This is a genomic window from Blastocatellia bacterium (assembly GCA_035573895.1).
Classification (GTDB): Bacteria; Acidobacteriota; Blastocatellia; order HR10; family HR10; genus DATLZR01.
Genome location: DATLZR010000167.1, coordinates 25,611 through 50,394 on the forward strand (window position 1 = coordinate 25,611; position 24,784 = coordinate 50,394).

Genomic DNA, 24,784 nt, shown 5'->3' on the forward strand with positions numbered 1-24,784 from the left:
TTTTCTACACCAGTAACATTGCGGCAACCTTGCCGGTTATTCCGGCAACCGAGCTATGCTAATGGCAGATTTGGGACTGCGAATGTCGGATCGGCCACTCGGCCATCCACGATTGCCTCTCGACGATTGTAGGTCGTGCTTCAACCGATCATTCGTCCAGGAGAACGGCGCCGGTCACCTTCCTTCGGACTCGCTTCCAGGAGCTTTGATCTCAACCTTTCCCAATCCGAAGGTGGTTCCTGTGCCGACGTGCAGCAACTCGCCGAGAATAAGAAGCGGAAGGACCCTCGCTTGATTCAGCTTTATTCGTCAGTACGTGATCCCGCCTCCGGCTGCTGGTCGCGCATGAGTTCGGCTTGACGGACTGCCTCCCACAACTCCAGGTACTTCGCCCTGACATACGGATCCAGCTTTTGCGCAAACTCAGCGTCAAGCCCTCGTATCTTGATCAACTCCTGCACCTCGGCCAGATCGCGGAGCCGATCTGGTGCCGTCATGCCGGAAGCCAGTTTCAGCTCGATGAGTTTCTCCAGGGTGACGATCCGTATGCCACCGATCTGAACGGAAGCTTCACTGGGCCGAGGGAAAGAGACGGGCTTGGGCTTGCCATCTCCAGGAAATTCTCCTGCGGTGATGATCTTAATACGAACTCCCTCCGCCGTGCGAATCCTCTTCCTGGCGCCGGGAAACTGCGGCACATATCCCCGGCCAATCAGTTCACGGTGAAAGGTCTCCAGGTCTTCCGGGGTGATAACGAGATCAATATCCTCGGTAAAACGCCGATATCCATGGGCTATGAGGGCGACTGCTCCGATGATCATGTATTCAATGCCGTGTTGATCGAGGTCGGCCGCCAGCCTCGAGAGCGTTTGATTCAACGTTCCCTGTCCCATAAAAAGTCGCAGCCCCTCATGGTAGATTTCCGCAAGCCGCGGGCCGGGCAAAGGTGAAGCAGTCACTTCTCGCTCCATGATCGCAACTTTACTCCGATAGAAGCTGACCAGTCAAGCTGCGCACGATTCGCACTCTGAATCAAAACGCCCCGCACCAATCGGCGTAGCGGATCTCAACCTTTCCCAATCCGAAGGTGGTTCCTGTGCCGACGTGCAGCAACTCGCCGAGAATAAGAAGCGGGAGGAACTGCGTGACGTCCGCCGCATTCGCGAAGCCGTATTCGACCTCGCCGACCAGGCCTCCCAGCCGCATCTTCGTCCGCTGCCGGTGCGAATACCGCTCCCAGTCCAGCCAGCGCAGGGCGCTACTCACTGTCATCACCGATTTCGCCCGCGCGATCAGCGCCCGATGATCAAGCGACAATTCGCCCTCGCCGTGAACGAGCACTAAGTGCCAGAGACGACGGAGCAGACTCCGAATGAGCAGCTCAAAGCTGATGTGATCCTGCAGGTCCTTCTGCACGCGCAAACGCATGGGCGTCAGGAAAGCAAGACACAGAGTCGAGGATGGGGGATTTGTTTCAGATTGTTGGCGCGCGGTTCGGGCATCCGGACCGGGGGCGCAGGACAGATTCGAGACTTTGAGATGCGAGATTTGAGATTGTCGGTGGGCGATCCACTCATCAGCGCTCACGCCGAACGATCCCGATTTCAGGCGCTGACTCGCGCCGTCGTAAATCACCTGATCTTCACCCTCAGGCGGCCGCCAGACAACCGACTCCAATAGGAATTGGCCCCGACGCTGGCCCAATCCCCTGTGCCCCGCCTGGGCAATGGCAAAGATCACATAGGGCAAGTAATCAATTGCTCGCCCGATGAGCGTCAGGCCAAACGTGAGCCGCTCGCCCGGCTCATACATTTGATTTTCTTCGAGCGGTGCCTCCAGCACGTAGGGGTGCGGCGCATACTTCTGTCTGCGAAAAGCGGCGACGCCCTCCGGCGGCAGCGTTTCAAACAGATGGGTGTAGATGCAGCTCGGGCGCACCAGGCAGATGTCGCAGTTGAGATCGCGGCGGATGCAGACGGCGCATTTCAGGGCATTGCCAAAAGCTCCCCGTAGCGTCGAACCTTTGAAGCGCGGCAGCCGCGCTTCGGTCTCCGCCCGCAGTGTGAAACGGAACCGTCCGAGTCGAAGGGGTATGACGCACACTGCCCGTCAAGCTCCCTGTCGGAAAAGGCGTGCCCGCCCCGGGAAAACACCACGGAGCCACAGGTTCACACCGGACTCATCACATATGGAGAAAGGCTCTCGAAACATCCCCAACGACACAAAGGGATCACCCATCGCTTCCGGGCGACATCCATGCTCCATGGATTTATCCCTCCGAACCCACCACCGTAACCATTCGGTTACGGTCAGGAGCATACTGATCCGCCTCGATTGTGTCAAGCACCTTTTTCCTGCGTCCTCTCCCTTGAAGCCGTTACGGGTGTGCTCGACTGGGGGCGACGTTTGATGCTCCCTCGAAGGGATGAACATCCGGACTGAGTGCCATTTTCTTGACTTCCGGTGGATCGAACCATAGAATCGCGTCCTCGTGATGAAATATCTCACCGGTGGGAGGCGACGATGCACCGACGACGGTGTTTTTCCCTGATGATTTTCGCCTGGTTTCTCGTTCAGTCGAGTCTGGTAATGGTTTTCCCTGGACAGATGGACACAGAAGACGAACCCGATGGAGGTCGCCTTCTTCTGAGGGCGGACGAGCGCCGCGGGCTTGGCGGCATCATCGAACCGGAGCTACAGTCCGGCTACAAGAATCCCGATGATCGGTGGCTGCTGCAGTCGCCGGCGTTTGAGAAGTTGTCGAGCGCCGCGCGGACGTACCTGTTGCGCAAGTACGGGCTTCTTCGGAAGGGGCTCGGTCTGGGGCAGCACACCCGTACTATGTCGGCGGCCACGGCTCAACTCGCCCCGGAAGGAGAAATTTTTCTCACGGGCCGGAGCACACGCCTACAAAGCGAGACCTCTGCCGCTGCGTTCGGTCCGCGCCTCATCGTTGGCTATAACGATGGCGCCGGGACGAACGATTCGCTCACGAGCTATAGCTACTCGCACGACAATGGTGTTACCTGGCAGAATGGAGTGTTGCCACCCTATCCGAGCGGAGGAGCGAATTTGGGCGATCCCGTCGTTGCCGCAGGACCCAACGGAGAGTTTTACTTCAGCACGCTGGCGACGAATTCGCTCGGATATTCGACGGTGGGCGTCGCCCGATCTGACGATGGTGGACGAAGCTGGTTGCCGCTCATCAACGCCAGTACGACGGCAGTCAACAGCGTGGATTTTCAGGATAAGCCGTGGTTAGCCGTAGATGCTACGACGAGCCCTTTTCGCGGAAACGTCTATGTGAGCTGGACGGTCGTTCAGGGGCCGGAAAACGTCCCTCCCAACGGACAGAGTTTCATCGCCTTTGCCCGCTCGACCGATGGCGGGCGAACCTGGTCGGCACCACGCGCCCTGTCCCGGCGAGATCGTACATTTCTCGTGGGGTTCTCTACCATTGCCGTGGGTCCCGCGGGCGAAGTGTACGTGGCCTGGTTTGATGCTCATTCACCCGGTGCAGCCTTTGTCGTGGCGAAATCTACGGATGGAGGAGAAACCTTCTCCCGACCGGTCGTTGCCCTTCGGTCGCCTCGTATTACGGAATCGCTTCTTAACGGAACGTTTGACGCGGGGCTCCAAGCCAGCCTGGCCGTTGATACCAGCGGAGGTCCCCATCATGGAACCGTGTACATGGCCGTCCACCTGGCTCCCGAAGAGTCGGATCGAGGGGTGCTCGATGTTTATTTGCTTCGCTCCACTGATGGGGGAACAACCTGGAGCCCGCCTGTTCGAGTCAACGATGATCAGACACCAACCGACCAGTGGCAACCCTCGGTGGTCGTTGCCTCGGACGGGACGGTCGGCGTCGCCTGGTATGACCGGCGAAACGATCCGGTGAATAACGCCCTGATTGATGTGTACCTGGCGACCTCGCGCGATGGCGGGCAGACGTTCTCGACCAACCGTCGGGTGACGACCGGCAACTGGCTGGTTGTGCCCACGCCGCTCGCGTTTCGTCCGGGCTACCACGGTGATTACAACCAGATCGCGGTCAACGGCACGCACTTCATCGTCACCTGGGGAGATGAACGACGGGGCAATCCCGACGTAGTGGCGGCTCTCGTTCCCCTTTCCGACCCTCGCCCGGTGATTGATTTCGTTCTCTCCAGTCAAACAACCTATCGGGCAATTCTCGCTGGAGGATCGGCCGATTTCACGCTGCGCCTTTCGGCCGTTGGAGGATTTTTCGGTCCTATCGCTCTGAGGGCATTGCCGGAGATTTCCGGCGTGAGCTTTGAATTCTCGCGCATCACGGCGCTGCCCGGTCAGCAGGTCACCGTGCGCGTGCGCACCCGTCAAGACGCGAAGCCGGGCTTTTATTCGGTCACGGTGATCGGCAGTAACGGCGTCGTCGAGCGCACGACGCAGATTCGCTTCAGCGTCCATCGAGACCTGGCGGAGGTCCCCACGCCCATTTCTCCCTTGCTTCCTCCGATTGTGAATGATCTCGACGACACGAGCTTTACCATTGCAACAACGACGGACGCCGAAGGAACGATCCACGCTGTCTGGGAGGCGCTCAACCCGATCACCCTCAATCGCGAGCTTTTTTATTCGCGGGCAGCAGCCGGCACGCTGGCCTTTTCGCCGCCGATCAATCTCATCAATCGGCCCGACCTCGACGCGGGAAGCCCAGTCATCGGCGTGGATGCATCGGGTCACGTTATTGTGGCGTATCTGCGCACCGATGCGACCAATTTCCGCGACGTACGACAGGATGTCGCCCTTTCGATCTCCACTGATGGCGGGAGGACATTCGGCGATCCCATCAACGTCACCCGATTGGCAACGCGCTTTCGGGCCATCGAAGTCGCCATGGCCGTCGAGCCGGGCGGGGCGATCAATCTGGCCTGGACCCTCTTTGACCTCTCCACGGGGTTCGAGGACGTCTTCTTCGCTCGCTCGACTGATGGGGGACGACGGTTCTCGACGCCCCGCAACCTCTCCAACACCAACAGCTCGGTGGATTTTGCATTCCGCCCGGCCGTTGCGGTTGATCCGGCGGGAGTGCTCGCCGTGAGCTTCACCCGCGTGGCTGGAGCGACCCCTCTGCGAAATGTCTTTTTCACCCGTTCGACCGACAGTGGAGCGACGTTCTCTCCCCCGGTTAATGTCACCCGCGTTGCATCATCCCGGATCGCTCCGGCCTGGGTGGTGCCGCCGTCGCTCTTCATAGATGCCGAGGGCAACATCGTGATGGTTTACACCGTGTTCGATCAAACGCGGGGGGAGCAAGAGGTTCACTTCACACGGTCGTCGAACAACGGGCGTTCGTTCTCCACCCCATTTGTCATTTCGCGCTCCGGGGATGTAGGCGGCACAGCGCTCTTGCCAGTGGTGAAAGCAGTGGGTTCAACGATCTTCGCCCTCTGGCAGGAGACCAAGACCGGCGACGAAGAAATCTTTTTCACCGTCTCGACCGATGGAGGACAGACTTTCGCCGAACCGGCCAACCTGTCGTCGAGTGTCGGACAATCCGTCAGCCCGGCGATGACCGTTGATTCACGCGGTCGAGTGCTCGCATTCTGGCGAGACGATGTCGCCGGGGCCACGCAGATTTTTGTTGCTGCCGTGGAGGTGCCGTGAGGGTTTACGCCGGGATTGATATAGACCCGTCAGAGCGGTCAACGACCTCTCCCTTTCGCATCCCGGCCGAAAAATCGCTATTGGAGGATGGGAGTTCCCCTGACCACCGCCGAAGAAAGCGGGCACTCCCGTCCCGCTCGATCACGATCGCCCGGAGGCGATGAGGTTGACAAAGAGGCGAATGGCTCCGGGCACACCGGCCGGCAATTGACGGAAGAACGCATAGGCGGTGAAGAGATACGTCCCTCGCCCGTAGCGAGCACGCAACAACCCTCCCTGCAGTGGTCGTTCGCCCGGATCGCTCGATTCCAGAAGGGGCGTGAATCGTTCGTCCCAGCTCTCCATGAAATAGAGTCCCCGCTCTTGAATCCAGCCGTCAAAATCCCGCAGCGTAATCTCATTGGGCCAGCGAAAGAGAGGATCCCCGGCAGCGAGGATGCGCACTGGCGCTTGCTCGACGCTCACGCGTAGATTGCCGACACGAGCCGGATAGGGAGTGTAGTTCCCGGCATTGAAAGCCAATGCGTTCTGGTTGTACTGGACAAGTAGCGTGCCCCCGCGCTCGACATAATCGAGCAACCGGCGGTTATGCTCCCTGACATCCTGACGCACATCGTAGGCGCGAATTCCGACAATGATGGTGTCGAACCGCTGGAGATTACCTCGGGCGAGTTCCTCCGGGCTGATCAGCTCAACCGTGAGCCCGAGCTGACGCAGAACGTCGGGAATGTCATCCCCAGCGCCCATGATGTAACCGACGTTCAAATGACGCGGCAGTTTCAGCGCCACTACGCTCAGATGCTGGCTGGCCGGACGATAAAAGGGGAACCATCCGATATCGCGGCGACCGACGAGGGCAAAACCGTCGCTGTACTTTTTGCCCCGGTGCTCGACCGTGGCAGTGATCTTGTAAGTTCCTTCGGGGGGAGCATTCGGAACCACGCGGAAGATGACGGTCGCAACGTCGCCGGCGCGAGCGAAAGAGACCGACCGAGACGGGGGTTCGACGCGCCACCCCGTGGGAACGGTCAGCCAGACCGTCGCTTCAGTGGATTCGGGGAGAATGCTCCGCACGCTGACGGTGACATCTATGGGTGTCCGTTGACCTGCCACGAGGAGACGGGTGGGTGGATCGAGCGTCACCGAGAGCGGTGGGCTGACAAGCAATGGTCGGTACTCGTCACCGTAGAGGGGATCACTGTGTATCATCTCCACCGGTCCTCGCAGCTCGCCACGTAATCCTCCCACGCTATAAACGGCACGCGCCACGAGGGGATATGGTGGGAGCGGGAGCGTCACCCATCGGGGATCATCCAGAGTGTAAATTGTGTCCCTGTGCGGATCGCCTCGATGCCAGTAGGGACGCGTGTACGTGGCATCTGCCGGAACCGCCACGCGAAACTGAGACGTGAACCGTTCCATCGGACGAAGTGTCCGCGGTTCTGTCATCAGAGGCGTGACCGACCATCCCGATGGCGTCTCCAGACTCATGCTCTCCACGGTGACCGACAGTGGACTTCGATTGTGGAATGTCGCTGAGAGCGTGACCGTCTGACCGGGGGACACGAACGGGCCCGAGACCGAGGATCGAGCCATTGCCGAGGGCCTTTCAGCTCGCCCGTTAGCAGACTCCACCAGAGCTTCCAGAGTCACGCCGAGCGCCAGACGGGCAGCCTCATGGCATTGCTCTTGTTTGGTCCGTAGGTGAACGAGCAGATCCGCTTTGGCAATCGGTGAGAGCGGGGAATTCTGGATCCGTTGAATAAGCTCGGCTACTATGCTCGCTGCGGCCAGAAGAGGTGCCGCAATGAGAGAGGGATTCTCGGGCGTCAAACCCGTCGTCGCATCGAGGATTCTTCGATCCAGTTCGACGAGTGCCGGTCGCAGGAAGGGAACCTTCTTCTCCTCCTCGCCGAGACGCCAGGCCAATCCCGGCAGCGTTGTATCCAGGCCGTCGAAGAAGCTCAATTCCCCCCGTCCACCACGGTCCGGTGTCGTCACAAGCGATTCGACAAGTTGATAGGAAGAGATCCGCGTTCCCGCCCGTGGGATCATGCTCCCGGCTCCCTGCGACAGTTGATGACGCAATCCATCCAGAGCCAGTTCGGCGTATGAGGTGCCCAGAGCGGGATCATAGACAGCGGTTTCCAGTCGCAGCGTAGGGCTTTCTTCGACTCCGAGATTACCCCGATAGAGTTTCTTCGGCTGCCAGGGCAACAGGCCCTCGCGAGCGAGTTCGGGGAAGCGGGTGGGATCGCCAGCGGCGCGAAAGGCCTCCACGGCCAGCAGTCCGGCAGCCTGATGGTTTCCGTGACCGTCGCGGGGACTCCCCTGCCAGCGGGACACGATGACATCAGGGCGAAAGGCACGAATCACGCGAACCATATCGGCCAGGACCGTCTCCCGCCCCTGCCACTTCTGGAAGGTCTCGTCGGCGCTTTTGGAGAATCCGAAATCGGCCACCCGCGTGAACCGTTGCTCAACGCCATAGGAAGCGTCGGAAGTCATCAGTTCCAGGGTTCGCAAAAGACCGAGCGCGTCGAGCAGTTCGCTTCCGGTTCGATTCTGCCCGCCCTCGCCGCGGGTGAGCGTGAGCAGCATCGTCGTCGCCCCCAGCCCTCGCGCGACGAGCGTCAGCATGGCGCCGTCTTCATCGTCGGGATGAGCAGTGATGTGCAGCAGTCGCGCCGTCGTGCGCAGCTTGCGCAACATCTGCTGGAGTCCAGCGATGCCCTGATCGTGAGGAAGCCGCCGGTCACCGATAACAAAGGGTGGAATCAAAGGTGGCACTAACAAGAGCAGTAGAAAGACTCTCCAGAAGCGTGCTCGAATCATAACGAGATCCTCCCCTTGCAGGCAGAGAAAGCGCCCACTTTTCCCGTCAAGGCTCTCCGTCCTGACTGAATGAAAGACAGTGCGTAACACTCATGCGGCCGATTCTCAGGTCGCGGCGTCGGCACCGCGGAGGAGAATCCGTTTCACGACCGAAGCGGACTCTCCCCCGCCGGTGGTTCCGGCTGCACCTAGAAATTGAATCGGAAACCGAGTTGAAATTGCCGCGATTCCAGCGCATCGGTGCGCGGGAATCGAGCGGGAAGAGGAGCCACGAGGCTTCCGTCCGGATTCACCGCGACAGTCGAATTGATGCCGGTGATGTTAGGGTGATTGGTGATATTGGTGAACTCCGCGAAGACCTCGACGTTGGTTCTCTCGCTGAAGCGGAAGAAGCGCGAGTAACGAACATCCCAGTTGAAGGAGTTCGGCCCGTCCACCGTGTTGCGCCCGATGAAGAGCGGGCGATCGGTGGAGATGCGGTCGTTATTGAGATCACGATTGGCCACGATGTTGAAGGTATCGCCACTGTCGGCGCTCAAGATGAAGGCGAGCTGGTTATCGTTGAGCAAGGCGTTGAGGAAGCGATTCTCCAGCGTGAGCTTCGGCGCCAGCACACTGCTCGTGTAAAAGATGTGGCGACGATCCGAAAGAGCGTTGCCCCGGTCGCGCCGCCGGTTGGTCGGATCCGAAAGTTGAAGATTGGAATCGAGAACATTGACCTCCGGCGCATCATCAATGGCATGGGACCAGGTGTAAGAGATGGTGAACTGATACCCGCGCGAGAATCGCTTCACCAGTTGCGCGGTGAAGCCGTTGTAATTGGAATTGCCCACCGACTCGGCCAGAAAAACGTTGTCGAACTCGGGGAACAGTCGCGTTTGCGGCGACACCGTCGTATCGAAGACGGGACGACCGTCGGCCAGCGTGCGAATGGGATTAATCGGATTGATGTTCCGCTGAATGGGAATGCGGGTTCCTTTGGAGAAAACGTAGCTCAACGTCACGCCGAGATCTTCGGTGAGCGCCCGCTCGATCTGTACGTTGGCGTTCGTCGAATAGAGAGTGGCGAAGTCCTGAGCCACCGCGTTGATGCTCGCACGCGGCAGCGGGAATCCCGGCGGCAACGATTCCAGCGTCTGGGGGAATGAGGGAGCAAAGGGACTCGAGCTGGAGACCGAGACGGTGAGGAAGCGTGGATTGCCATTGTTGAGCAGCGCAAGTCGGTAAAAATCGAGCTTGGGGAAATCGTAATAGAGACCGGCGCTGGCCCGGATCACCGTCTTGCGATCGCGCCCCAGACCGTAGGAGAGGCCCAGGCGCGGCGCAAAATTGTTCTTGTCCACATTGAAGGTGCGCGAAAGCGCCAGCGGCGCACGCTCGTCGGGATTGGGTATATCGTAAAGCTCATAGCGCAGGCCGTAGAGGAGTTTGAGATTTTGCGTCACCCGCCAATCGTCCTGGACGAAGAAGGAGTAGAAAAACGCCCGCTCATCAATCTCCGGATCGCCGATGGATTGACGGAACGTGGTGTAGCTCTTTCGATTGGTCCCGTTGACCGCCGAGAGATAGGCATCAATCGTCGGGAAGGTGTATTCGGCAAAGAGCGGTTCGCGCCGGAAATCGTTGAAGGCCGTGAGAGAGAAACCGAACTTGATGGCGTGATTCCCCTCGACGAGCGTGAAGTTATCCACCACATCGAGAGCCGTCTGGCGGAATCGTTGTCCGGCATCGGTCGGTCCACCGAACTGGGCCACGCCGGAGATGGTGATCGCCGGACCGGAGACGGCATTCACCGGATTGGGCGTGCGGCGGAATCGCCGTTTGGCATACTGGAAGCGAAACTCGTTGATCGAGCCCGAGGAGAAGCTCGACGTCAGTTGAGCGGCCACGGCATCAGCAGCATCCATGAAATCGGTCGCCCGCGTGACCGACAGCAATCCGGCGGACAGGGCCCCGCCGATGTTATTGGGCGAGGCATTGCGAAAGAGGTTGTAGCGCGTCATCAGTCGGTTGGCTGCCGACAGGGTATAATCGGCGCGAACGATGAAGAAATTGACCCGTTGCTCGGCCGGGACGACGCCGATCTGTGAGGGCTTCAGGCCAATCCGTTCGGCGTTGGCCGGCGTGATGGTAATGGGACGGGGGAGATCACGCCGTGTGAACTCATATCCGGCGAAATAGTGGAACCGATCACGCTGTATCGGCCCACCCAAACGGGCCGTCACCGTATCGGCGGCGAAATCAGGCTTGGGCTGCGTGGGAGACAATAATGATGGTCGCGCCGAAAACGGCTTGCGACGGAAACGATAGCTCGCTTCTCCGTGCAGCTCATTGGTGCCCGAATCGGTGATGGCGTTATATACCGTCCCCGTCGTCGTCCCGAACTCGGGAGCAAATCCGTTATTGACGACCTGCACCTCTCGAACATAGACCTCGGAGATCGGCATCAGGCGAATCCCGGCGCGATCGGCCTGCGTGTTGGTGTTGCCGTCAAGCTGATAGTTGATCCGGTCAATGAATCCATTGACGTTGACCTTGCGAGGCACGCCGAATTCGGGGTTCGGGCGGGCGCTGACGGCCGGTTGCAGCAACATGTAGTTGTAAATGTTCCGCGACACCAGCGGCAGATTGCGCACTTCCGTCGCCGAGATGGTACTCCCCTGTTGAATCTTGCCGATATCGGCAATAGGAACGTCCGCCGTCACCGTGATGCTCTGTTCAATCTGGCCCGGTTCCAGCGTGAAATCCACCACTGCCGTCTGTCCCGCCGTGAGCGTCACGCCGGAGCGAACAGCCCGTTTGAACCCCTGAGCCTCGATGACCACTTCGTAGCGGCCCACCGGAAGGAGCGGAACGCGATAAAAGCCCCGCTCATTGGTGACAAAGGTGCGACTGTAGCCGGTATCGAGGTTGGTCACTCGCACGGTCGCACCGACGACCACAGCTCCCGCCGGATCGAGTACCACGCCCTCGATGACCCCATCGGTCGCCTGGGACTGGATCGCGAGACACAGAAGCAGCGCTGCGATTTTCATCGTATGCCCCTCCTTAGAATGGTCACAAATGAAGTACCACTTTAGCTCAGGCGAGCGAGGACGATCAAGCCTGATCGGTTCGGATCGGGAATTCCTCACCGAAGGAAACAGTGGAAATTTGGAATCGGATTCCCTAAAAATGTGCGTGTAAGATATGCACCGTAATCCCAGTTCGACCAGGAGGCCCAACGGGACTCAAAGTGCTTCATCTTTGATATGGGCGGGCAAGCTTCTAACGGGAATCCCGTAAGATGAATTGCCAATGAAGGGTCACCGCGAACACGGCTCGCCCCGCAAGTCATCCGAAGCCACCTCGGCCAATACCCGTATGCGCATGCTCCGAGCAACCAGCCAACATCTGAGTCACGCGCGGTGTGAGTTTTCCTCCAAACCTGCAGTTCCGACAATGTCGCCGCTGGCTGTTCGTCACCCTAGTCGTGGTGACGGACACAACCTCCGCTACCTCGCGGTCATACCGGTCTGCACGAGCCAGCAAAAAAAGGATGCGGTCCCGGTCAAGCACCGAGCTGCCATGAACTCATTGCAGAGCATCTCCTCACAATCGTTGTTACTCTTCCCTCGGGTTTGACATTAGGTGAGGGTGGGCTTTCGGGGCAAACGTCCCGTGAGGCTTCTGGTGTCGCACGCTTTTTGGCCAAGTCGTCCGAATCTAACGGTCCGGGTCCTGTGAGCGCCCGCATCTTGCGGGCAGAGGCACCCACGAAAGCATGTGCTCCCTGGGTGAACTCACCAGCAAGCTGCTTTACTTCCGGAGTCCTCATGTGTAGACCCGAACTGCTCCAGAGCGCGGACCGATTTGCCGGGTGCTCTGAAGGCTGAGGTTGCATCTTGTCGGCTGACTTCCAGGAATTCTCCCTCTTGGCGCAAAGGCATTTCGGGCCGACGTGTCACAGGGGGAATCACCCATCGTACTCCCCCTTGTTGTGGGGAGGGGTTCGGCTTCAGGCCTCGGCATACCTGAATATCGGCTTTTCGCTGATGAGGAATTCCCGCTTGACCTTTCTCGGTCGTGCTCAATAGAATGCGATTCTATCTTGGATCGGAAAGACGGGGACCCTCCTCCGGGCCAGGTTGGTGAGGGAGCGCTCCCTTGGAGAACGTCGTGGTCAAGCAGGTTGTCTCACGTGGAGACCAACATTAGTTCAGGCGATGACAGGCGGTGGGACTGAATGGGGTGGCAGCATGAGACAGGATCGTGAGAGTCAAGGCGGAGAGAGAAGGCGTGTGAAAAGACAATATGGAACCGCTGTTGCCCAACATGCACGTGCATTTGATGCCGCCTTCCTGCGCTTCGCGGCGTAGGCCGTTCAGGCCGACCGCAAGCGGTCAGTCTGAACGGAGTGGCGGGCGAGCCGCGCCGGTTCGACCCACCTTCGGTGGGTGAACCAGAGGTTGGAACCGATTGCCCCAGCGGGCCATGCCTCACTCCACCCCCGTTGGAATGATAGAGCAAGAGCGGATCGTGCAGCGTAAGCAGATACTTGGAGGAAGCGATGAACGACACGACGGACCAAGCGAACGCCGAAGCGTTTGCCGGAAGGATGATGGCAGTCCTTAATGACGCGGTCTTGAGCATGTTGGTGAGCATCGGGCATCAGACCGGCCTCTTCGACACCATGGCGGGAATGTCGGCCGCGAGCAGTGAACGCATTGCCCAAGCCGCTGGGCTTCAGGAGCGCTACGTGCGGGAATGGCTCGGGGGCATGGTCGTGGCACGGATCGTCTCGTATGACCCGGCGACCAGGACCTACGTGCTTCCTCCCGAACACGCCGCCTTCCTCACGCGATCGGCCGGCTCGAACAACCTCGCCTTCTTCACGCAGTACATTCGGCCTCTTTCTGCCGTTGAGGGGGATGTCATCCGTGCGTTCCGCGAGGGCGGCGGAGTTGGCTACGAGAAGTATCCCGACTTTCAACGGCTCCAGGCCGAGGAAAGCGCCAGGCTGTTCGACACGGCGCTGGTGGACGCGATCTTGCCCCTGGTCGAGGGGCTGGTGGATCGCCTCCATTCCGGCATTGACGTGCTCGATATTGGGACGGGGCAAGGGCATGCCGTCAATGTGATGGCACGAGCATTTCCCAACAGTCGTTTTGTGGGGGTGGATTTCTCGGTCGAAGGGATAGAGGCTGCGCGAGCCGAGGCAGCCACCTGGAAACTCACGAACGCGCGGTTCGAGCTTGCCGACATCGCCGGTGGGCTGCCCGGGGAATTCGATCTTGTGACGGCGTTCGACGTCGTTCACGACCTGGCCAAGCCTCAAGTCGTTCTGGCAAACGTCGCGCGCGCCTTGCGTCACGAAGGCGTTTTTCTGATGATGGACATGGCCGCCTCCAGCCGTTTGGAGGAGAACCTCGATCACCCGATGGGCCCGCTACTCTATGGGGCGTCGGTCATGCACTGCATGACAGTTTCATTGGCGCAGGATGGCGAAGGGCTGGGAACCATGTGGGGCGAACAGATGGCCGAGGACTATCTGAAGAACGCTGGATTCTCCAGCGTCGAGGTCCATCATTTGGAAGGTGATCCTATGCACGCCTTTTACGTCGCGCGGCATTAATCGTGACTGAGGGACCAACAATGCGTGCAGCAGATGGCGCTCTCAGGCTGCCGTTAGGCGTTAGCAAGCAACTGTTTCCCAGTCGCGCTAAAGTAGGGGCGAAGGTCGGAAGTAGGCTTGGTTAGTCTGTTAGTGTTCGTCTGATGCCTACTGTCAGCGATATAAAACCGTACCGCTTTTTCCTTTTATGCCCTCACCTCAACGGCATAATTCCTCTCGATGACCGTTCGGAGCCGCCACAGTAGCAATAGAACAGGAAAACAAAGGTGTCAGATTTTGCTTGGTTCCGTACGTTCACAATCCACCGGCTGTTTTCGCCTCCAAGAACTCCGGACCATTCTGTGCCCTGTGAGGAATATGAGCAAGAGTTCCCGGGAGCATAGCATGAGTATTTGGTGATCCAACGCTGGGCTCAACCCAAGGGGAAAGAGTAACTGAGGAAGAGCAGGCTATCGAGCTGGCCGAGGGAGTGGTTGATCACGGTGCCTTTGGCTTGGTTTCCACCGTTCATAGGAGATGGCGAAGGGCTCCACAGGCGCAGTCCTGACGAAGACATCGAAGTGGAGCATGTGATGGTGCGGATTCCGTCCCAGGAATCTCAACCTTCATTGCAACGGCGGATTCAACGTAGGGGCAGCGACGAACAAAACCATGAACATGAAGAGGAGTCTATGCAGAGTGTACGGCGCCGCTTGCAAAGATCACTAAAAAATCCGGAAGCCTGGTAACAGGCTTACGTTGCGTGAGGAGACTCGCCTGGAGCAATCTCTATAAATCCCGATTATTTTCCTTGTGCCTCTTGGCTAACGGCGGTTTTGCTATGGCCGAAATTGCCTTGTTTTCCGCCTGGAAAATACGCCTTCACCAGTTCGCCAAGGCAGGGGTGCACAAGCCAACACCGCCGACTAATCCGAACCATCATTATCTCTCAAATCGGTATCACCCTGGCTGGCATTGCGGCTGGTGCATTCGGCGGGGGACCCGCTGGGGTGAAAGAGCGATTCGTCGCGGCGAGATTCCCTTCTCTGCCCCGTATGGCGGAACCATCTGCGTCGGCATCCTGGTCGTCAGTAACGCCTGATACACACGTCTGACGCCTTCCCCTCCCGGCTCCTACACCGATTCAGGCGCTGCTCGGCTTTGCGCCTCCCAGAGGCGAACGAGAAGAGTAATCTGCCCCACATGATGCGCCGCGTGCTCGACCAGGTGATGCAGGATCACCGAGCGCCGAACCGGATGACGACGCCGGCCCACGGGCCGAAGTTCATCCAGCGCGCGCTCGTCCAGGACGCGAATTCTCGTGGCGATCTCTTCAAAGGCAGCCCCCACCTCGGCGAGAAGCTCCGGTTTCGCCCGATGAGTCGGGAGCCAATCCCGCTGCGCCATCTCCGCCAGAGCCTGAGGGTCATAGTCCGCTTCGAAGGCATACGTCCCCAATCGCCGGGACGCCCCGATGAGATGTTGAATCCGCGCCCCAATCGAAGGCATCGTCGAAGCCGGCTCCCACCAGAGCGCTTCCTCGGGCAGCTCGCGCAAAGCTGCCTCCAGCAAATACCGCGCCTGCTCTAACCCCTTGATGAGATCCCCCTGACGCGAGGGAACGGATGCATCATCCGGCATCAACCACGGTTCCATCATCGGCCTCCTTGAGTGTGCGTGAAAGCATCGGCCTCTCCCAACGGCTTTCAATCCTACTCTGCGATCTCGATGAGCACAACGTCTTCACGACGCCAGGGGGGAATGGGCGGAAGCGGCGGATCGAACCCGCGGCGTTTGGTGAAGACGCCGAAAAGGACGGGCACGCGATACGGGCGCGGCGGATACGGCGTATAGCCGTCCGTCAGCACGAACACGACATCCGGCATCGGCTGCAAGTTCAAAGCGGCTTCGATCCCCGCGACCATATTCGTCCCCCCGCCACCTGGCAGCTCCCGGCAGCGCGAGAGGAAATCCGATCGAGTGAAAACCTCGATGGGCTCATAAGGAACGGCATCGCAGGGGATGACGGTGATCGGCGTGCGCAAGCTCTCCAGGACGGCTCGCACCTCGGCCAGCGCTTGGCCCAGTTCCCGCTCGGAAATTGATCCCGAAGTATCCACCACGCAGGCGATCCGCGGTAAGAAATCCCCCCGCAAGGATGGAGGAAATATCGGCGCGTAGGCGAACGCCCGCCGATGCGGACGGTCGAAACTGTAGTCCACGCGCTGTCCGGTGCCTCTGACGATGGCCCCACGCATGCGGCGCTTGAACAATTGGCGCCAATCCACTTTGGGCGCCAGCTTCTCTTCCGCCCACCGAATCCATCCGGCCGGAATGTCCCCTCGATCTTTTTGCCGCACGATCTGTTCGGCGACCGATCGCCGAACCACTTCTTGCTCCACGGCCGAAAGCGCCGGCGCACGCGCATCGTCTTCGGCCAACTCCCACGGCCGTTTCTCCCCATGCACGCCGCTGCCATCATCAAATGCCGAGGGGAGTTTCCCTTCGGATTGTTTCGACTCCGGAGTCTGATCGCCAGAAGACGGGTGTTGCGTCACAAAGTTTTTCGAGGAGGATTGCTCCAGCCCCGAAGCTTGGTCATCAACCGCCCCCTCTTGCTCCCCCGCCCCGGAATCAAATGGCAGCCGGTTTCTCTCCTGCAATTGGTCGTAGTAGAACTTGGCCAGCTTGCCTTCTGGCAAGTTGAACCGAGAGGGAAGCAGAGGGGCAAAGCGCTTCGGGTGCATGAGCCCCGGCAATCGAGCATCGTTGATCTCCAGATCGCTCGCGATGTTCCACAACCTGGCCCGCGCCTCCTTCTCCCGCGCGCGCTCGGCATGCTCGCGCAGCCGATGCGTGATCTCATGGAACCATACAAACCCCAGTTCCGGCATGGCCTCTCCCCACTCGCCCTTTTCACGCACCAGTTCGGCCACCATGTGCGGATTGAAATAGACGCGCATCCCTTCATCTACGGCCGCCAGCGCCGGACAGGACTCCGTCAGCACCAATCGCGCGGCGTAGAGGGCCGGCGCCAGCCAGGGGATTTGCTCAGCCGCATAGGTCCGCGCCATGCGCACGATCCTTTCGATCTCTCCCCTATCCATAGCCCTCAGTCCTTGACGAGCGCCTCCACGAACTGGCGAAGTGGCGTCTCCTCGAAGACGCGATGCATGAGTCTTTGAAACTCCTCCAATCTCCCCGTCTCTTGCGCTTTCGCGACCGCTCGATGCAGGATTTGCCCGCGAGCGATATGCCTCATCGGGATAAAGATCGTATCCACGCGATTGCTCTCGCATACCTGGAGCGCCAGCTCGAGGAAGACCGCCGTCGCTGCGAAGAAATCTGCGCGCCGCTTGTTCGCGCGTCGAATCAAGGATGTTCCTAAAGCTGAAAAGAGCACATAAAGCTCATCATCGCGCAATCGCGTGACGTCCACTTTGATCTGCCCGTCCAGCAAGCTGTCCGGATCAGGCAGATGAAGGTTCCTCACGAATCCCATAAAGGCCACGGCTGGCCCCCGCCCCACACAGCCTTCCAGGAGATTGGCGAACACGATGGCCCCCTCTTTGCCCGGCTTCGGCGCCTTGCCCAAAAGATCACACGAGGCCATCAAGTGAATAGCGAACTCCCAGGTCCGCGGCGAAGCGAACGCGCGGTCTTCATCCGACGCCGATGAGCGCACGAGAGTGGGCCTACGCCGCAAGAACGCTTCCACGAGCAGTTTCCAGTGAAGGACGCACTCTTTATGCAAAGCGGGATCAATCGCTGGAAGATCAGGCCGGGGGAAGCCCTCGCGCAACGCCTCCAGATATTCTCTCTCTTCCCACTCCCATCGGATATGCAGGAACCGGTTGCGCAAGGGAGAGGACAACTCCCATCCGCCGCTGATCATATCGGGCGGATTCGCCGCCGCGACCACCCGCACGCCGGGGGGAGATCGCGAAACCCCACCTTCCGCTCCAGGATCACCCGCAACAGCGCCGCTTGAACCGACGGAGGCGCCGTCGTCAATTCATCGAGAAAGAGGATGCCTTGCTGCGCCTGGTCAAAAGCGAAGCTCCACTCCGGCGGCACAAACCGCATTCGCCCGTTCTCGTGCATCGGCATGCCGGAAAAATCGGTCGGATCGTGAATCGAAGCAATGAGCGTGACCACAGGAAATCCCTCGCGGGCCAGCCCCTCGACGAAACTGGATTTCCCTTCGCCTGGCGCCCCCCAGAGGAGCGCCGGAATGCCCCAGTGGCCTTTAGGCGAGGGCGTCTGAAGCGCGATGAGTAGCTCCTCAGCGCCTTTCGGCAAAGCCATGCCTCACCTCCTACTCAAGGAGAAAGTTGTCCCTGAGACTCACGATGCGCCGGCTTCCTTCGTCAGGCACATCCTTGAATTTCACGACAAGACACGGTGGACGTTCACGGTAGATCTTTTCGATCCTTCCCCTCCCATAGCGAGGATGAACGATCCATCTCCCGATCAGCGGCTCCAGAGCGGGCTCGCCGATCCGTTCAATGGCTTCGGCGACGGCCTCTCTCACCCGCGGATCCGAGCTGTTCAACGCCTTGATCAACGGCTTAACGGCTGCGGCCCCGATACTCGCTAAGGCTTCCACCGCCGCCTCCCGAATCATCCAATCCCTCAGCAGCTTGATCAACGGCTCAACAGCTCGCGCGTCCCTTATCCCCCCCAACGCCTCCACCGCCGCCCAGCGAACATCCGGATCCTCCAGCACCTCGATCAACGGCTCAACGGCTACTTCACCTAGCGCAATCACCCTCTCCCTCCCTCGAAGCCTCAGTAAAACTCTTACCGCCTCTTTGCTCTCCTTTCGACCATCTTTCACAACAGCAATCAATGGTTCAACGGCCGCTGCCCCTATCATCACTAACGCCTCCACCGCTGCCTTGCGAACCCTATCATCCCCCAGCGCCTCGATCAACGGCTTAACGGCTCGCGCATCCCCTATCCTCCCCAACGCCTCCGCCGCCGCCCTGCGAATATTAATCCCCAGCAGGTCGGGCACGCAGAACGATCGCTTCGAGCTGTAGCCAGGTTTTACAATGTCCCGACCCTTATACCCCAGCGCCTTGATCAACGGCTCAACGGCTCGCGCGTCCCCTATCCTCCCCAACGCCTCCACCGCCGCCCATCGAACCCTCCCATCCTCCAGCGCCGCGATCAACGGCTCAACGGCCGCCGCCCCCATCCCCACTAACGCCTCCGCCGCCGCCTGGCAAACATCCTGATCCTCATCCTTCAGCGCCTCAATCAACGGCTCACCAGCTCGCGCGTCCCCGATATCCCCTAACGCGCGGGCGATCTGACTCCGGATCTCCGGGATGAGGCTTTCCTTTTTCCCAAGCCAGCGACACAGGATGGGAACGGCTTGTGCGTCGGCGATCTGGGCCAGAGCGCGCACAGAGGCCACTTGCACGGCGAACTCCTCATCACCAGATGCGCGCATAAGTTCGGGCACAAGCGCTGCGAGCCTCTTCTCCCCGGTTACGACAGCCGCGGCCCATCGCACAGCAGGCGCTTCGAAAACGAGAGCGGCGCGCAACCCGGATTCATCTTCCGTGTACCCCCACTCCCTCAATAAAGCTTTGGCTCTCTCCCTTGCTCCTTCATGCGAGCGAGCGAAGAAAGCCCTCAGTTGGTCAGCCATCTTACGGGTGAAGACCTTAGGAGGATCAGCTCCCCTCACGTAAAGAACCTTCTGCACGAACCGTTTCACCTCGTCCAATGCCTGAGGACATGTGCTCGCGGCCAGACGGCGCGCGCTCTCGGGCAAAAGAAGGCAGGGAGAGGACATCTTGACCGCTCCCCACCGGGTGAGCGTCATCGAGACCGGGTGGCGCGATGAACCACAGGGAAGATTGAAGTTCAATTCAAGCGCATCCTCATGCGCCCACATGGATGGCTCCCTCCGACCTCCTGGCAAAGCGCCGAGAGCGGATTTGTTCGGCCTGCTCTTCGGTCAACGTATTTGAAGGCATGCTCACATCAAGACCGAGCCGCTGCGCCTCTTCGATCACACGACGCGGCTCAAGCTTCAGCTCCCGGGCCAGCTCATAAATGCGTATCTTCCTCGATGTCCCTGATCCGTCCGAACAGCCCCCAATTCCGGCAACGCCCTCCATCTTGATCTGGCCGATTCGTATCGCCGGGTTGCATTTCAACTGTTTGTCCTGTCAGTGTTGCTCACTCCACATTTTTGATTCCACGCTCTCGCCTCACCATGATCATCCTCTCCTTGATCAGCATGATCTTCCTGCTCCTGTTGCTGGTATAGGACTCCTCCTTTGAAATCCCCAGGAGTGCACGGCCCCGGCCTGGTCGGTGGAGCTGAAGGCCAGGCCCGCAGGAAGCAAACGCTCCCAGATTTTCTGCGTTCGTGGCGAACGTCCAGCTCGTGAGTGATTCCTGTCATCCGAACCTATCTCCCTCAACTCACCTATGAACTCATCCCGACCGCGTTTATAAAAAACCCGCAACCGCTTTGCAACCCCCGCCAAGTTCGAGAGCCCCACACATTCGCAGTGCGGGCGGCCTCGAGCGTTGGGCGATACCCTCGGCCGGGATGGCGCGCCACAGCCCTCCTCTTAGCCAGAGCACGCCGAGCCTAGCGCGCCCGCGGGATGGGCCACACGGCTATCCCATCGGGCCCGCGGTGCGCGAAGACACCCGTGTCAATCTTCCCCTGTCCCGGATAGACATCAGCGAGAGGAACGGCCCTCCACCTCGTCTCGGCACTCGCTACAAGGTAGCGCACCCTGCGGCTTCCGCGGTTGATCGTGGCGGCGACTGCCGCGCCTCCGTCTGGGGCGAGGAACGGATACCCCATCGGCTCGGGACTCGAGGCCATCTCTCGGCGCACCCCCTCGTGGAAGTAGCGGAAAACGTAGCGACCGTTCTCAAGGGCCGTATAGACGACGGTACCCGGCACCGCGGCGAGGCCGCCGAACGCGTCAGCGCGGTCGAACTCTTCCCTCAGGATCCGCCCCGCCTCGAACGAGACCGAAAGCAACGCTTCTCCGCCCTCGGGAAGGCCGACCGTGACGAAGCCGGCATCAGGTCCAGTTAAGTAGTGGCTACGGATTTGCCCCACGGCTGCAGCTAGCCCGGTGAGAGACAACCCGCCGCGTATCCCAACGCAGGTCATATCCCGTCCCTCCCGGTCGTTGGACCGCGCCTCAGCGCGACTGCGTTGCGATTGAGGCGTCGGGCGGATAAAGGTCCATGTACGCTCGCCGTGGACAGCCCCTTCTGCGTCCAGCGCCCAAGCCGTGAACCAGAAACCCTGGTGATAGCTGGCAACCCCCGAAGCACGGAGACCGATGTCGCGCAACTGGCTCCCCGGCTCGGGCAGGACGTGCCGCGCCTCCACGTCAACGATGACCATCTTGGACCCGAGGTCCCCGAGCACAAGCGCAAGCTGAGCGCAAGGCGAGAACGCGATCTGGAATACTTGGTCAAACGGCAGAGGCACGAAATCAACCTTCGCCACTCGACCGTCCCTCTCCAGGTGCACGACAATCAGACGCGGCCGGGCAGGAGTTCCGTTCAGATCCGTACCGAGCAGGAGCCGGCCTCCCCTTGCAACGGCTGCGAATTCAAACGTCTCTATATTGACTCCAGCGCGCACGAGCGCCTCGTTGCCGACGAACACGGGCCTCTCGATCGCCTCCGCCTCGGCGCAATCCTCGTTCCACAGTCGCAGAAAATCGCGCAACTCATGTATCCAAGGGAAGCACGTACCGGCCCCAGGCCCCGCGGGAGCGTCCTCCCTGCCGGCGTTCGGAAGCCGATTGGCGATCGCATAGCTCGGCCACCAGTCCCACGCCTTTCCTTCGCGGCCATCAACGCGGCCGAAGCGAGCGACCAAACCGCTCCTCGGAATCTCTATCCAACTGACGCCCACCTGGGCCAGTGGCAGCACTTCGCCCGGCTCCGCTACAGCGTTGCCGTTGCAATCGGACCACGCATAAAGACCGGCTCGCTCATCACCTGTTACAACCCCGTCTGCATTGCGATCGAAGCGGGCAAGATGCTCGAAGCCTGTACGCCACCCGCCGACGGTGCCCACGAGATCTCGGCCGCTGCGCGGCTCGGGCGACGCCGTCACAATCGCATCGCACCGCGCCGGGGTCCGCGGGAACCACTCGGTGATGTCCTCGAATCCGTCGCCATCTATGTCGAACACTGCAAATGGCCCGCGCGCCGTTCCAGGGTGCGGTTGGTACTCACCTCTGGAAGCCCGTATCCTGCCATCGCCGTCCAGGTCGAGCACGACAGGGCTGACCACACCGAATGAGTTAAGCTCGTAGACGTCGCCTCCGCTCCTCGCGTAGACGGGCGAGAAGGAGCGAAAAGCCCCCAAGCGGCCAGGCCATACGGCCTGCGACTGCAGGGCGCCTTCGCTGCCGCTCGCGATGAAGGCCGCCGCGAGAGCTTCGCCGCCCTCCCGAACAGCGGCCCGTTGCCCAAGAAATGCCCCATTCGCCAGGAGCGCGACGAACAACTCGTCACCAGGCGGAAAGACGCCGGCCACCTCAAGCGCAAAGTCCGCCAGATCGTGCACGACAGGATCGTCACTGCTGATAAGAAACGCTCCGAGTAGCGACGAAATGGAGCGGATCGGGCGTTCGCCGAAGGACAGCGGAGCACTCACCAGTGGGACGCCCTCGCCATACGCATCGAGGTTGATCGTGTTCCTCTGGGGCATGGCCGGCCCCGAGGAAATGAGCGTGGCAATGACCGCAAGAGCAACTACACTACGTGCCAGCTTTCGCGTCATCTATACCCCCTTTCTACTGAGCGGCTCTACCCCGTCAGGAGCGGCCGCTACTATGGATCTTTAGGAGTTCCTCAGTTGCCTGCGAACTCCTTGGTCAGCAGGACAATAGCCCACAAAGACCCGTTGGTCAAGAGAAGGCGTTGGCCGAAGAATCCCCCAATGGCAAACACGAGAACAAAAGATAGAACCGCATGCCTGATCATAGCTGCCTCCCACCATGCATGCTATTCTTCGCTTGGATCCACAAGGAGTTTTCGTATCCCGCAATCCGCTGGGATATCGCCACGCCGCGAAACGATAAAATCACCTCTCCGAGCCGACGGGCCATGGACATCTATCAGGACCTACTGCTACACCACTCGAATTCGATGCTCCCCCACCAGGCTGCGGTGTTGCCCGCTGACACCGTAAAGCATCACTCGATAGCTTCCCGCGTGGAGCGATTCTGCCGGGTGCCGGGCCACCAATGCTCCATACCGATCCTTCTTCAACCCCTCTACAGTCTGAATGGTCCGATGATTGCTGGAGTGCAACTCCAGGCGGAAGTTCTCCGATCGAGCGCCAGGATCCACTTCGATCCAAAGGATGATGCTTCTTGCGCCAGTCGGGACGACGAGAGTATTCACGCTACTTTCGCCCGCTCTGGTGGCCTCAAGCATCATCAACGGGACGTTGGCCTCTACACCAGTCAGTCGAGCAAGCTCGTTCTGCAACTGCTGCCGCAACTCGCGTTCGTAACGCAATTGCCCAACCGATAGGGTCAGAGATTGTCGCTCTTGCTCAAGTTGCCGACGGGTTTGCTCCTGCCTCGTTAACTCTTCACGCATTAGAGGCATTCGATACAGAAGCAACCTGACAACGACACCTGCGAGCACAACGGCTACCGATGCCGTTACCGTTAGATGAGGCTTCACCCAGCCTGGTCGGACAAGCAGACTACTCCGGCAGGTTGAAGGGCAGTTTGAGGGTCCAGCCATCCCTGCCCTGCCGCGCACCGCACGCCGGCAATGAATCGTTCGGTCGCCTGCAGGGCCTCCAGGCACTCGTCGCACTCGAAAAAGTGCTCCTGAAATGCTCGCCGCTCCTCCGGGCCCAATTCGCCCCGGAGGTACGGCTCGATTACGTCGTGTCGTTCGATTTCTTGACGAGTCATGTTGAATCCCAAAACGTGAAGCGTGAAACATGAATTGCAACCCGCGGACCGCACATGCGGTTGCATCCTTCACGTTTTGCGTTTCACATTGTAAGTGGTCCCTCGCTTCATTTTGTATCAACTTTCTTTGTCAATCGCCGATACACATCACGAAAATGGCGAAGCGCGCTCGATTTGACAGCCGTAACCGCTCGACTTTGATGCCGAGACGGGTGGCGATTTGCTCCTTTGACAGCTCTTCGTAGTAGTACAACCGCAAGAACTCCCGTTCTTTTGGCTTCAATCGCCTGATGGTCTTTTCGATACCCTGCTTTACGTGTGCATCAACAACCGCAGGCGTCGGAGGATGGCGTTGAATATATTCCGGGGCGACCTCCTGCTCTCGTTGATTACGCTAAACCATCTCTTGAACGACATGATAGGCCGTTGTCAAAAGGAATGACGCCAGGGCCTCCGGCGAATGCAACTGGCCCTGCCGGATGGCCCGGATCACTCGCAGGAACGTCTCAGCGCGAGCTTCTTCAGCATCGTGAGGCGAGCCCAGTTCTCCGGGCGCCAGGTAATACACCTGCACGGAGTACTTTTCGTACAATAACGGCAAGGCTTACGTTTTCGCCACGCTGGATCCTCGCCCCGAGTTCCGCATCCGGGACCGCCAACGCCTCCCTTTGCATTGGTTAAGCATATTCTCCTCAGATTCTCACCGCGTCCCTATTATCTTTGTCCCGAGAGCACAGTAACAAGCTTCCCTACAGTAACAGGA

General features: G+C 59.7%; 19 protein-coding genes. 3 read left to right on the plus strand and 16 right to left on the minus strand.

Annotation, left to right across the window (positions count from 1 at the left end):
- Positions 1-302: 302 nt before the first annotated feature.
- The gene (locus tag VNM72_14565; protein ID HXF06621.1) at positions 303-971 is read right to left on the minus strand and encodes a hypothetical protein; all 669 of its coding nucleotides are present in this window, start codon (positions 969-971) and stop codon (positions 303-305) included.
- 61 nt (positions 972-1,032) lie between these two features.
- Positions 1,033-2,103 (minus strand): CRISPR system precrRNA processing endoribonuclease RAMP protein Cas6, encoded by a 1,071-nt coding sequence (cas6, locus tag VNM72_14570; protein HXF06622.1) that lies wholly within the window; start codon positions 2,101-2,103, stop codon positions 1,033-1,035.
- 420 nt (positions 2,104-2,523) lie between these two features.
- On the opposite strand from cas6, the gene VNM72_14575 reads away from it, so the two are divergent.
- The gene (locus tag VNM72_14575) at positions 2,524-5,646 is read left to right on the plus strand and encodes a hypothetical protein (GenBank protein HXF06623.1); all 3,123 of its coding nucleotides are present in this window, start codon (positions 2,524-2,526) and stop codon (positions 5,644-5,646) included.
- A gap of 141 nt (positions 5,647-5,787) precedes the next feature.
- Here VNM72_14575 and VNM72_14580 read toward each other — a convergent pair whose 3' ends face one another.
- A complete protein-coding gene (locus VNM72_14580) occupies positions 5,788-8,481 on the minus strand; it encodes a PIG-L family deacetylase (GenBank protein ID HXF06624.1) in 2,694 nt (897 codons plus the stop codon).
- Positions 8,482-8,669: 188 nt separating this feature from the next.
- The gene (locus tag VNM72_14585) at positions 8,670-11,516 is read right to left on the minus strand and encodes a TonB-dependent receptor (protein ID HXF06625.1); all 2,847 of its coding nucleotides are present in this window, start codon (positions 11,514-11,516) and stop codon (positions 8,670-8,672) included.
- A 1,514-nt stretch (positions 11,517-13,030) separates the two neighbouring features.
- Here VNM72_14585 and VNM72_14590 point away from each other — a divergent pair.
- Complete coding sequence (locus tag VNM72_14590) at positions 13,031-14,095, plus strand: class I SAM-dependent methyltransferase (protein HXF06626.1); 1,065 nt, start codon at positions 13,031-13,033, stop codon at positions 14,093-14,095.
- An 820-nt stretch (positions 14,096-14,915) separates the two neighbouring features.
- Positions 14,916-15,176 (plus strand): hypothetical protein, encoded by a 261-nt coding sequence (locus tag VNM72_14595; GenBank protein ID HXF06627.1) that lies wholly within the window; start codon positions 14,916-14,918, stop codon positions 15,174-15,176.
- 32 nt (positions 15,177-15,208) lie between these two features.
- On the opposite strand, the gene VNM72_14600 is transcribed toward VNM72_14595, so the two are convergent.
- The 12 genes from VNM72_14600 to VNM72_14655 form a co-directional block, all read right to left on the minus strand.
- Complete coding sequence (locus tag VNM72_14600) at positions 15,209-15,733, minus strand: DinB family protein (protein ID HXF06628.1); 525 nt, start codon at positions 15,731-15,733, stop codon at positions 15,209-15,211.
- 53 nt (positions 15,734-15,786) lie between these two features.
- Positions 15,787-17,181, minus strand: coding sequence for a VWA-like domain-containing protein (locus VNM72_14605; protein ID HXF06629.1), 1,395 nt, complete (start codon positions 17,179-17,181; stop codon positions 15,787-15,789).
- A 5-nt stretch (positions 17,182-17,186) separates the two neighbouring features.
- Positions 17,187-17,969 carry a hypothetical protein gene (locus tag VNM72_14610; GenBank protein HXF06630.1) on the minus strand — a complete coding sequence of 261 codons (783 nt, stop codon included), beginning with the start codon at positions 17,967-17,969 and terminating at the stop codon, positions 17,187-17,189.
- The gene (locus VNM72_14615) at positions 17,966-18,382 is read right to left on the minus strand and encodes an ATP-binding protein (protein ID HXF06631.1); all 417 of its coding nucleotides are present in this window, start codon (positions 18,380-18,382) and stop codon (positions 17,966-17,968) included. The genes VNM72_14610 and VNM72_14615 overlap by 4 nt, the downstream gene beginning before the upstream one ends.
- Positions 18,383-18,392: 10 nt before the next feature.
- Positions 18,393-19,985, minus strand: a complete 1,593-nt coding sequence (locus VNM72_14620; protein HXF06632.1) for a HEAT repeat domain-containing protein — start codon at positions 19,983-19,985, stop codon at positions 18,393-18,395.
- Positions 19,972-20,250, minus strand: coding sequence for a translation initiation factor IF-2 N-terminal domain-containing protein (locus tag VNM72_14625; GenBank protein ID HXF06633.1), 279 nt, complete (start codon positions 20,248-20,250; stop codon positions 19,972-19,974). Before VNM72_14625 ends, VNM72_14620 begins: the two co-directional genes overlap by 14 nt.
- 443 nt (positions 20,251-20,693) lie before the next feature.
- Positions 20,694-22,868 carry a hypothetical protein gene (locus VNM72_14630; GenBank protein ID HXF06634.1) on the minus strand — a complete coding sequence of 725 codons (2,175 nt, stop codon included), beginning with the start codon at positions 22,866-22,868 and terminating at the stop codon, positions 20,694-20,696.
- A 71-nt stretch (positions 22,869-22,939) separates the two neighbouring features.
- Positions 22,940-23,071, minus strand: a complete 132-nt coding sequence (locus VNM72_14635) for a hypothetical protein (GenBank protein ID HXF06635.1) — start codon at positions 23,069-23,071, stop codon at positions 22,940-22,942.
- 147 nt (positions 23,072-23,218) lie between these two features.
- The gene (locus VNM72_14640; protein ID HXF06636.1) at positions 23,219-23,782 is read right to left on the minus strand and encodes a hypothetical protein; all 564 of its coding nucleotides are present in this window, start codon (positions 23,780-23,782) and stop codon (positions 23,219-23,221) included.
- On the minus strand, positions 23,779-24,021 hold the full coding sequence (locus tag VNM72_14645) for a zf-HC2 domain-containing protein (GenBank protein HXF06637.1): 243 nt from the start codon (positions 24,019-24,021) through the stop codon (positions 23,779-23,781). Before VNM72_14645 ends, VNM72_14640 begins: the two co-directional genes overlap by 4 nt.
- A gap of 130 nt (positions 24,022-24,151) precedes the next feature.
- Positions 24,152-24,379 (minus strand): sigma factor-like helix-turn-helix DNA-binding protein, encoded by a 228-nt coding sequence (locus tag VNM72_14650; GenBank protein ID HXF06638.1) that lies wholly within the window; start codon positions 24,377-24,379, stop codon positions 24,152-24,154.
- Positions 24,380-24,415: 36 nt separating this feature from the next.
- On the minus strand, positions 24,416-24,613 hold the full coding sequence (locus VNM72_14655) for a sigma factor (GenBank protein ID HXF06639.1): 198 nt from the start codon (positions 24,611-24,613) through the stop codon (positions 24,416-24,418).
- Between the last annotated feature and the right edge of the window lie 171 nt (positions 24,614-24,784).

Coding starts and splice junctions, on each gene's coding strand:
- VNM72_14565 (HXF06621.1), bottom strand. CDS start 971: ATGGAGCGAGAAGTGACTGCTTCACCTTTGCCCGGCCCGCGGCTTGCG.
- VNM72_14575 (HXF06623.1), top strand. CDS start 2,524: ATGCACCGACGACGGTGTTTTTCCCTGATGATTTTCGCCTGGTTTCTC.
- VNM72_14580 (HXF06624.1), bottom strand. CDS start 8,481: ATGATTCGAGCACGCTTCTGGAGAGTCTTTCTACTGCTCTTGTTAGTG.
- VNM72_14585 (HXF06625.1), bottom strand. CDS start 11,516: ATGAAAATCGCAGCGCTGCTTCTGTGTCTCGCGATCCAGTCCCAGGCG.
- VNM72_14590 (HXF06626.1), top strand. CDS start 13,031: ATGAACGACACGACGGACCAAGCGAACGCCGAAGCGTTTGCCGGAAGG.
- VNM72_14595 (HXF06627.1), top strand. CDS start 14,916: ATGGCCGAAATTGCCTTGTTTTCCGCCTGGAAAATACGCCTTCACCAG.
- VNM72_14600 (HXF06628.1), bottom strand. CDS start 15,733: ATGATGGAACCGTGGTTGATGCCGGATGATGCATCCGTTCCCTCGCGT.
- VNM72_14605 (HXF06629.1), bottom strand. CDS start 17,181: ATGGATAGGGGAGAGATCGAAAGGATCGTGCGCATGGCGCGGACCTAT.
- VNM72_14610 (HXF06630.1), bottom strand. CDS start 17,969: ATGATCAGCGGCGGATGGGAGTTGTCCTCTCCCTTGCGCAACCGGTTC.
- VNM72_14615 (HXF06631.1), bottom strand. CDS start 18,382: ATGGCTTTGCCGAAAGGCGCTGAGGAGCTACTCATCGCGCTTCAGACG.
- VNM72_14620 (HXF06632.1), bottom strand. CDS start 19,985: ATGTGGGCGCATGAGGATGCGCTTGAATTGAACTTCAATCTTCCCTGT.
- VNM72_14630 (HXF06634.1), bottom strand. CDS start 22,868: ATGACGCGAAAGCTGGCACGTAGTGTAGTTGCTCTTGCGGTCATTGCC.
- VNM72_14635 (HXF06635.1), bottom strand. CDS start 23,071: ATGATCAGGCATGCGGTTCTATCTTTTGTTCTCGTGTTTGCCATTGGG.
- VNM72_14645 (HXF06637.1), bottom strand. CDS start 24,021: ATGACTCGTCAAGAAATCGAACGACACGACGTAATCGAGCCGTACCTC.